This is a genomic window from Arthrobacter flavus (assembly GCF_039526005.1).
In the GTDB taxonomy this organism is placed as follows: Bacteria; Actinomycetota; Actinomycetes; order Actinomycetales; family Micrococcaceae; genus Arthrobacter_D; species Arthrobacter_D flavus.
In genome coordinates this window covers 1-9997 of record NZ_BAAAIJ010000025.1, presented here as the reverse complement: position 1 = coordinate 9997, position 9997 = coordinate 1, and the positions used below count along the sequence as shown (strand labels likewise).

Annotated in this window: 5 protein-coding genes and 2 pseudogenes; 4 read left to right on the top strand and 3 right to left on the bottom strand. The window is 58.3% G+C overall.

Going from position 1 to position 9997, the window contains the following annotated elements; all coding sequences use genetic code 11:
* On the bottom strand, nucleotides 1–304 hold a 304-nt coding region (locus ABD059_RS07420), incomplete at its 3' end, for a transposase (RefSeq protein WP_343878737.1).
* Between the two features lie 127 nt (nucleotides 305–431).
* Complete coding sequence (locus tag ABD059_RS07415; protein ID WP_343878735.1) at nucleotides 432–2141, bottom strand: hypothetical protein; 1710 nt, start codon at nucleotides 2139–2141, stop codon at nucleotides 432–434.
* Between the two features lie 85 nt (nucleotides 2142–2226).
* On the opposite strand from ABD059_RS07415, the gene ABD059_RS07410 reads away from it, so the two are divergent.
* Nucleotides 2227–2487: a hypothetical protein gene (locus ABD059_RS07410; protein WP_343878733.1), complete on the top strand. Its 261-nt coding sequence runs from the start codon at nucleotides 2227–2229 to the stop codon at nucleotides 2485–2487.
* A 603-nt stretch (nucleotides 2488–3090) separates the two neighbouring features.
* A pseudogene (locus tag ABD059_RS07405) lies at nucleotides 3091–4357 on the top strand (IS110 family RNA-guided transposase).
* A gap of 202 nt (nucleotides 4358–4559) precedes the next feature.
* Here the strand turns inward: ABD059_RS07405 and ABD059_RS07400 are convergent.
* The gene (locus ABD059_RS07400) at nucleotides 4560–7451 is read right to left on the bottom strand and encodes a heparinase II/III domain-containing protein (protein ID WP_343878732.1); all 2892 of its coding nucleotides are present in this window, start codon (nucleotides 7449–7451) and stop codon (nucleotides 4560–4562) included.
* Between the two features lie 596 nt (nucleotides 7452–8047).
* On the opposite strand from ABD059_RS07400, the pseudogene ABD059_RS07395 reads away from it, so the two are divergent.
* Together ABD059_RS07395 and ABD059_RS07390 are read left to right on the top strand one after the other, a co-directional pair.
* A pseudogene (locus ABD059_RS07395) lies at nucleotides 8048–8338 on the top strand (IS3 family transposase); the annotation flags it as partial.
* A 69-nt stretch (nucleotides 8339–8407) separates the two neighbouring features.
* A complete protein-coding gene (locus ABD059_RS07390) occupies nucleotides 8408–9664 on the top strand; it encodes a Mu transposase domain-containing protein (protein WP_343878731.1) in 1257 nt (418 codons plus the stop codon).
* Nucleotides 9665–9997: the final 333 nt, after the last annotated feature.

The following is a 9997-nucleotide window of genomic DNA, read 5'->3' as shown; positions in this document are numbered from 1 at the left end:
TCGCGGCGCGCTTGAGGATTTCATTCGCCCTCCGCAGTTCACGGTTCTCCTGCTCAAGCTCACGCACCCGCCTGGCCTCCGAAGTACTCACCCCGGGGCTCTGGCCATCATCAACATCTGCCTGCCGCACCCACGCCCGGACCGACTCAGTCCCATATCCCAGTTGCGACGCGGCCCGATACACCGTTCCATGCTCGGTACCCAGCTCCGCCCGCAAGGCCCGCACCATCCGAACTGCCGCAGCTTTCTCATCCGGCGAATACCGACGCGCCTTCGACTTCCCCGATCCCTGACTCGTTGCTATGACTCTATTCTCGTTTCCAAAATCAGTAGTCTCCAACAAACCCAGAGCGGTTCAGCCGATCAGTGTTGCACGGTCCGGGCTCCCCGAGACACGATGGACTCTTCAGGGATGCCTGGATTCCTAGTGCTTACGAGGCCAATCTAGACTTGATTGCATGTGATGTGGCTTTCGCGGCCTCTTCGATTTCTTGAAGGTAGCTATCGAAGGTGATCTCCCAGATGAGCCGTTGCACGAAGATCTCTTCTCTTTTCGTTCCCTCTCCAGCATCGATTTTGCCAAGGCCAATGTTTGTCAGGTCAGGAGAGAAAGACAACGCCTGATCAAGGTGTTCGGTTATATATGCGCGGATTTCTTCCCAATCGCCGTTCTGCCAGATGAAGGGGACCGCGCGTTTTTGAGCCGTTGGCTTGTAGAAAGGTACATACGCCCATTCCGGAATTGCTTCACGTAACAACCTCCTGTGCGCCTCCCCATACTCAACCGGTTTGCCGGTTCGCTGTGCTGCATAAGTTAGCAAACTCGGCGCGAAGAGCGGAGTGAGAGTATGGGGGGTTGCATATGGGATTGACCAGTTCGGCATTTTATCGAGGTGGTAAAAGATGTCCATGACTCCGGCTGCACCGTTCAGACCCATTTCTGAGGCCTTGTTTACATACTCTTGAATGTCAGCGATCACCATTTCCTTGGTTTCCTCTGACGCTCCGGTTGCTACTTTCACCATGGTCGCAAGTTTGTCACGCGCAGCTGGTCCGGGGGCGTTGATCAGCCGGTCATGCCACGCTCCGAGGAGGTTTCCCCCAGCCATAACCTCACCGCCAAGACCGTTGAACATTGGCGCAGAGAGTGGTGCGAATCCCTCGAACTCAGCCGAGTTGTAGGCCGTGGTAGCGAGGAAACGTCCCTCCCATGCCTGATGCTGCGAGCCAAGGCGACGAACGAAACTACTTCCAGGGCGAGACGGGTCCTTCCTCGCATCGATGCGATGTTCGATGTTCGTATCGATGAGGCTCATCAAATGTTGGGCGGTTTCCACCTCTCCGTGGTCCGTCGCGATCGTTCTGACACCCTTCAGAGCGTTGCTTCGAATGCCGATTGCAGCGACTACTCTGGAGTCTTTGCCTCCGCTCAAATCGGCCATGGCTTGACGAGGCCATCGTTTCGCCGTCGACATGTATAGTTCCATGTCCCTAACACTTGCCGCGGGCGACGGTTCTGCCGTTTCTCTTGACGTACGAAGCCAGTCGTTGAATACGTTCTCGACGCTTAGAAATCTTTGACCATTTCGGATTCCGCCGCTCACGTATGACCCACCAGGCAGTTGCCTGCCGTCGCCCAGTTGAGTCGTCCCGGAACTCGCCCACCCGAGGGTGGCCATCCCACCCCAGGCAAGCCTGTTCTTCTTCGGTATCTCACCCATGAATATGTGCGCCAGACCCGGACGGGTTGTCCAGACGTCCCCACCGTCAAAACTAAAGTGGAACAGTCGTACTAGGCCAAGCATGTCATTTGCAATGTCCAGTTGGCCATTCTGCCACCGGGCGACGGCGAAGGGGGCGCCAATCTCTCCGGATTTGTGTTGTCCATCTAAAACCGCCTGGCCTAACCCCCACGCGTCCACGCCGGATTCCGGACCGCCCGCAAGACTCGGAATGTGCAGCCAAGCTACGCCGGCATTGTCTCGGCTTTGAAAAAAGCGCCAGTCGACCGCCAAGCTTTCCGGAACCCAACCTATGAACCCACTGCCGCCATCGCCTGCTTCGGTGCGGAGGACTGGGCCTTTGTTTAACTTTTGAAAGTGTTCACTTGCATGTGACTTCCGTATTTCCATCGCGTTCACGGGCTCTTCTTGACCCATTACGTATGCAAGAAAACCAACCGAATTAGACACAATTCTCCCGACGAGCGTTCTTTTGAATGTGTGCGTGAGTTTATCACCGTCGAAGGCCGTACCCGAGAAGGGGCCAGATGAGCCTGCACCAATCGAGAACTCAACAGCCCTCGCGGGGTGGCTGATGATTGACGGTATCCCCGCTGTGGTCGGCCTCGCTGGTCCGCTCACACCCATGCTGGTGGCCTCCTATCACGTCTTCACCGGAAGAATCGTCGTCCGATCCGAACACCAGACCATTGTGCGGGTGCTGGAGAAACAAATCGCCGACGGCCATACCGACCGGTACGGGTGAATGGCGTACTCGGAGCGGAAGGGCAACACGATTGCCCTGCTAACCAGGACCAATGACACGCTCACCCAATCGGCAAAATTCAACACTCACGTCATGTCGGCTGTGCAGGAACTCAACGAAGGCCGACGATGATCCTGTTCCGGAGAAAATGGCGGGCGCTCACGGCACCACCAAAATATCGAATCGAGGTCGACGCAACATTAGCTGAATCGGATCGTGAGTACCTGAGGGCCGAGCAGCAAGCGCGCGACTCGGCCAAGCAGGTGGACAAGCTCCACGAAGTTAACATCCGCAACGGATTCGCCCACGCAACCCGAAACACCATCATCAGACACCAGGGAGCTGGCGCACGAGCGCTCTCTACATCGGCTATGCCTCAGCGTTCGTCTACGTGCTTTCACCACTCATCTACTGGCGGACCACCCAGTTACCTTTTTCGTAGCCCGTTTCTGTTGGAGGATATGGGTGTGCTGGCCTGCTGGCCCCGGCATGATTGCCGCCCCCAGTCGTTCATGATCCGGGGGGGTGTTGTCACCGGGGTTGGTAGGTGCCGGAGAGACCGCTGATAGAGGCAGGACAGATCCAAGGTCGTGCGTAACGTGGATGCCGGGCTCTGACACCGTGGACAGTCCAGCACCGAACTACTAGGTGCTGCGACTAGGAGGAACAGGTGATTGGAAACCATGAAAGCATTGATGTTTTCATCGGGCTGGACGTCGGCAAAGGAGAACATCACGCTGTCGCTCTAGACCGGTCAGGGAAGAAGCTCTTCGATAAGGCCTTACCCAATGACGAGGGCCGGCTGCGCGAAATCCTCCACTCGCTGAAGCGACATGGCAGCCTGTTGTTAGTGGTTGATCAGCCGGCCACGATCGGGGCGCTCCCCATCGCGGTCGCCCAGGCCGCTGGCGTCGCTGTCGGCTACCTACCCGGGGTGGCGATGCGCCGGATCGCTGACCTGCAACCGGGCGAAGCGAAAACGGATGCCCGGGACGCGTTCATCATCGCCGACGCGGCCCGGACCATGCCCCACACGTTGCGATCAATCCAGGTCGCCGACGAACAGCTCGCCGAACTGACGATGCTTTGCGGCTTCGACGACGACCTAGCTAAACAAGCCACTGCCACGTCGAATCGGATCCGGGGCTTGCTAACGCAGATTCATCCGGCCCTGGAACGTGTCCTTGGCCCGCGACTGGATCACCCGGCCGTGCTGGATCTGCTGCGTATCTGGCCTACCCCCGAAGCGTTACGCCACGCTGGCCGACGGAGGATCGGGAACCGGCTGACGAAGCTAGCACCCCGCATGGGTGAACGCCTCGCCGCGGACATCATCGCCGCCCTGGGTCAGCAAACAGTCACCGTCGTGGGAACGAACGCGGCAACCATCGTGTTACCCCAGTTGGCCAGGATGCTCGCCGGCATCCGCGAATCCCGGGACACGGTCTTCACCCAGGTCGAAGCCCTCGTGGAGGCCCACCCTCTTCACCCGGTCCTGACATCGCTCCCGGCCGTCGGCGTCAGGACCGCAGCACGAATCCTCACCGAAATCGTCGGGAAAGACTTCGCCACCGCCGGACATCTGGCTTCCTTCGCCGGGCTGGCCCCAGTGACCTGGCGGTCGGGAACATCCATCCGCGGTGACCACCCCTCACGGAAGGGAAACAAGATCCTCAAACGAGCCCTGTTCCTCTCCGCGTTCGCGGCACTCAAAGACCCACCATCCAGGGCCTACTACGACCGGAAACGGGCCGAAGGTAAAAGACATAACCAAGCCCTCATCGCACTCGCCCGCCGCCGCTGCGATACCCTCTACGCGATGCTCAGGGACGGGACTTTCTACGAACCACGACCGGCCACAGCCGCTTGACGAAAACCATTGAGGCACCCGTTACGAAGTGACCTGAACCCTGGCGGTTCGGCCGCTTCCCTATCAATAGTCAGCAAGCGCCCACCAAACCGGGCGACAGCACCCACCGGATAATCAATGACAGGGGCAGAAAGTCATACTAGGCCCAGCGACCAAGTCCCCGACCATCGAGGACTCCAATAAGTTTAACGGGGTTGCGTTCCTAAGCATTCAGCATCTTCATGGCTGTGGCGTGGTGCTCGTCGAATCGTTCTAATGTCAATGCAACGTGACCCGGTCCCCACTGGACCTCAACAAACCGAACCCTGTCCTCATGTCTCGGATGAGAATCGGCCAGCATAGCAGCGAACGGCCTTTGGTGGTTTTCCACATGGTGAAGGTCTTGCACGTTCTGCACGTACAGGATTCTTGGTGGTTGGGCCAAGTTGGAGTATCGTTCGACGACCGAGGTCCGGTTTAGCACATTTGGGTTTGGAATCTCGTTCGATCCGAATGCTGCCTGCAAAGCTTCATTTCGGCTCTGCGGTAAGTAGGCATGTATGTCCGTTTGCGGAGCGAACACCAAGGCGACACTCTCCGGAAGATAGGACGCTACCTGTAGCGCAGCGAATCCCCCACCGGATGCCCCCATCAACATTACGGTTGTGGCACCAACCTGCGATTGTACTGATCGGATGTAGTCGGCCATAACCTCATAGAGGTTGGTATTTCCTTCGCCGAGGTACCAGGAGAGGATCATATCTTTATCGAGGTCGAGCGTCGGGTCTTGGAAGATCATAAAGTTGCCTCCCCCTCTGGCATCAACCCCACTACCTTGAAACACGGGCAAAGTCGTCTTGTTTCTGTTGATTGCCCCGTGGAACCTCACTGAAAGAACGTCGCCCTCGCCGCGGCCAACGAGGAACGGGAGTAGAACCCCTCCCACCATTGCGGTGAAAACAGCCTTACCGGCCTCCGGAATACGTAGTTCTTCGACCCCGCGGATCGTACCAGTCGGTAGCTTCGAGGTGGCTGAGGTGACCGGCCTCGCCGAAGGCCAAGAGATCATCGGTTCTCTATTGATTCCAAGGAGTGCCGCATCCACACCTAAATCGGGTCCAATGTCCACTCCAGCTAGATCGAGAATCGCTGCGCGAAGCCCTCGATCCGGGGATGTATCTTCAGCGGCCTTAAGCATGTGGAGGGTTTGTTCGAGGGCGGCGAGACGTGCCTGCCTGACATCTTCTGATTCCCATACCCACTTGCGAAGTTCCGCCCAATGAGACGGGGTGAAGGTGGGTTCAACACACGGACATTGAATGCTATCCATCTTCAGCCTGGCGACTGATGCCATAGCCATCTTGAGGCGTTCCTCGCGCGACAGGAACTGAAGTTCGGGGCGTTGCCGGCCCAACGACACAAAAGAGGATTCATCAGTGATTCGCAAATGGAATTCCCCACGACCTGACGTGACCGCCACGTGCATGGTGCCGTCCTGGAAAGCTACTTCGTCCACTGTGAAAGATCCGGACTGTGGCACGCCGACAAGCGTGATGAACTGTAACTGTGCGGCTGATTTTGATGCCTTCAGGACCGATGCCGGGATCTTCTCCATCCTGTCAGTGGCAATCCAGCCGTCGAGGGGCTCGGTCTCACCTGCCACCACTGAGAGTTCGGATGGTGTACCACTCCACAGGATAGTGGCCGTGGCTCCGTCGCGGTCGAGTTGGAATCCGTTCCGGATCGGATTTGGGGTGGTGTTGGCGTCGAGGTGCCAGCGCTGGGTGACCTTCACTTCTTCTGAGGAGCGCACATCGTCGATCACTAGAATAAAGTCCCCCCCGCGGCAGTAGATTATGCGACGTCGCAGTTCAACACCTTCGTATCCCAGGTCCAAGAACGCAAAGTCATCAAGGTCATCGGCGAGTCGATGATTCACCAATTCAACGATCCCGTGCTTGTTGTAAGTCCGGCCTTCGACATGGATCACGTTGTGGCCCAATCTTGAGCGACAATAATCCGTCATCGGGTCAGCGGCGTGTGTGTATTTGCCGGCATCGACAATCCAGGGGTGCCTGTTGCTGTGAAGAGTTATAGACCCCCCGTCTTGGTGGCCGTGGATCCGGTCGCCACGGCCGAAGGAAATTGCATAGTAGGTCTCTTTGTCGAAGTCTCGTTCGTAGGCTCCCCAGCCACTGCGGCCGAAGGCGAAGCCCGCAGGGTAGACCTTACTGAGCTCTTCGGGGATGTCTCCCGCTGCACCCCTGGACCGGAGATATGTCATCTCCGGAGAGTCAATCCGATGAAGAGATACGTTACTGGTGTCACCGATGCGCTCGATCGTCCCATCCGGGCGACTTGCGTGTGCGAGCTCGGTTACCGCGAGCTCCAGTCGACTGGCGGAAGGGGGAAGGTTCGCGCCTTCCGCTCTTAGTCGTTGAAATGCCGATTGCCAGGACAGATAGTTCGTTGCGTGATTGCCGAGGGCACCGTCAACGTTGACGCCCTGTTCGTCGTAACTAGCTTCAAATAGGGACGTGAGCCGTTCTCGCGCAAGATCCGTCCACTCCGTGTGGTGAAACGCTGAGCCCACGATATACAGCGCTTGATGCTGGCTCAGAGCTAGGTTGGCATATCCGATGTGTCGCAGATCAGCGAGCCACTCCCCATGTTCCCAAATCGACTCTGTAAGCCACTCCACTTCAGACTTCGGGACGATCGGCGAAGCAAAGGTAAGTGCTAAGGTCCTTACCCCGGTCACCATAGGCGCCCAGGCATAGTTGGACGTCGAAACATTCGCGGGGTTGGAATCATGCCAAGATCTCGCTGTTCGCACCCAGAAGTCCAGCGCGGCTCCGTCCCCTGTCGCGGCGACACGGCGGACAGGGTCGAGCCAGCGCAGCGTTTGGAGTTGAGCGCGCCAATTGCTTTTATCGAAGGGGTCTTCATACCAACTCAACTCTGAAGGAAGAGTCCAAGCGGGGTGTGGCTTCAGTTCGAGCTGACCAGCCAAAATGCTAGTCGCTACCCGAGGATCGGAAGCTTGATCGGTAAAGGAAAGGCCAAATGTCTGACGCTTTACGGCCTCGTAGTCTATCGATGCGGCGGAGTCCATAATTTGCTACCTTATTGGATCGAAGCGTGCCGCCATCCGAAACTGGTTGGACAGCGAGAGATGTTCGTGGGCACAGCTGCTCCCGAATTCTCCTATGCCAGAAATGCTCAGGATAGGACGCTCGTTTCCCGAGACAGAGATGCACCCCGTGACTCTATCAGCCAGACCTTGCCTCTTTCGAAGCGGTTCGGGAGCAAGAGGGTGTGTTCTCATTGCCGGAGTACGAGTTTGCCGCGAGGTCTGCGTGGAGCAGAAACCCAGCGTTGGTGTCATCAACGTTGCAGCCAATGACCCAAGCAAGGGATTGCCACACTTCCCTAACAATGGCGAGGCCCAATAAGAAGCAAAATCATCAAAGCGTCTCAGGCGGTCTTGAAATCCCCCACCGCGCACAGTGGAAAAACCCCCATTTTCGGGTTTTTTATGCCCTTGACCACTCGGGTTCTGTTTCGACCACGCGACGTGGTTATGCCCGACGGCAAAGTGGACCCATGGGACTGCTGACGGTTTAGTTGACAGGTCGACGTGCCCCAGGGTTTGGTTACCGGCTATGGTCTCAGGATTGGGCCTTCTTTTGAGAGGTTTCACCTATGTTTCACCCGATGATCGATGCGCTCGTCGAGACAGGTCATCGGGTCGAGCTCTGCTGCCGGTTCCTAGGGGTGAGTATCTCTGGTTGCTACAAGTATAGGAAGCGGCCACTATCACCGACGGAGATGCGCAGGCAGTGGCTGACCGGGCTGATCCGTGAGGTCCACACGGCGTCAAGACAAACCTATGGGTCTCGCCGGGTCCATGCTGAGTTGACCCTCGGGATGGGCATAAAGATCAGCGAACGGTTGGTCGCCCTACTCATGTGGGACGCGAAGATAGTGGGATTGCCGGGCCTGTTATCGCCAGCCGAAAATAGGGCCAGGAACGCCAACTGAAAATAGGGCCACCGACCATGATGGAAGGTGATCAATTTGGATGATTGGGCGAAGATACGCCACCTGTTTTCGACGGGTCAGCACTCGAAGCGTGAGATCGGCAGGATCGTGGGGATTTCCCGCGGAACAGTGGATCGGGCGTTGGTAACGGATCGGGTGCCGAAGTACCTGCCGGCGTCTGGGGCGTCGAGTTTCGACGCGTTCGCTCCGAGGGTGCGGGAGTTGTTGGTGAAAACCCCGACAATGCCAGCGGCGACACTGGCGGAGCGGGTGGGCTGGTCTGGATCGGCGTCACTGTTTCGGGCCAAGGTCGCCGTGATCCGCCCTGAGTACGCGCCGCCGGACCCGGCGGACCGTCTAGTCCACGTACCGGGCTTCCAGATCCAATGCGATTTGTGGTTCCCGCATGAGCCGTTACCCGTAGGCGAGGGCCAGCACGATACTCCACCGGTGTTGGTGATGACGTCGGCGTTCTCGGGATTCATCCAGGCCCGGATGCTGCCCTCCCGCACGACCCCTGACTTGCTGGGCGAAATGTGGGCACTGATCCAGGACGCGCGAGCGGTCCCGGCGCACCTGTTGTGGGATAACGAATCCGGTATCGGCCGTCGCCAGCCCACGGAGCCAGTGGCCGCGTTCGCTGGGTCTCTGGGTTTGGAAGTTCGGTTACTCCCGCCGAGGGACCCGGATTCCAAAGGCATGGTGGAGCGGATGAACAAGTTCTTCCGGCAACGCTTCATGCCGGGCCGGAACTTCGCCTCACCAGCGGATTTCAACAACCAGCTCGATGAGTGGTTACCGACGGCTAATCACCGGTATTCATGCTCCCGCCATGGACGCCCCGATGAGTTGATCGTCCTGGACCGCCAGAAGATTCGCCCGTTACCGCCGGTGACCCCGGGCACGGTGTTCGCCAACACGGTCCGCCTGCCACGGGACTATTACGTACGGGTGTTCTCCAACGACTACTCCGTTGACCCCTCGTTTACTGGGCGGATCGTTGATGTCATCGCCGATCTGGACACGGTCACGGTCACCCATGAGGGCGTCGTCATCGCTTCGCATGCCCGGGGATGGGCCCGGCACCTGGTGATCACCGATCCAGCCCACGCGGCCAGGGCGGCGGTGATGCGCCGGGACTTCCACGCCCAACGAGCCCACCGACCCGACATGGTGGAAGCAAGGGTGGTGGAGTCCGTGCAGGTCCGCGATCTCGGTGTCTATGACGAGATCTTCGGCGTCGACCACGACCAGCAGCCAGCACTGGCAGAGGCGGCCTCATGACCGAGACACCAGCCCAGATCGAGTACTACGCCCGGGCGTTGGGGCAGTCCCGATGGCCCTGTTTTGGGTTGGCGTTAACAGGGCCCTGCGAAGGTGATGTGGCTTCATTGCGGCGCTACAGCCGATGACCTGGTCCACCGCAGGTTCCATCGACTTGCGCCGAACGAACTTTGGGTCACCGACCTTACTGAACACCCCACGACTTGCATTCCAGCAGTCGTCGCAACACGTTCTATTTATGAGCCTTTAAGTGGCTCTTCGCGGTTCGTGGTGATTTCCGCTGCTGAGGAGATGTTCAGGCGGCTGTTCTAGCGGCGCTTCTCAATAGGATAC

Excerpts from the sequence above, each read along its gene's own strand:
- ABD059_RS07400 (WP_343878732.1), bottom strand. The coding sequence starts at position 7,451 with ATGGACTCCGCCGCATCGATAGACTACGAGGCCGTAAAGCGTCAGACA.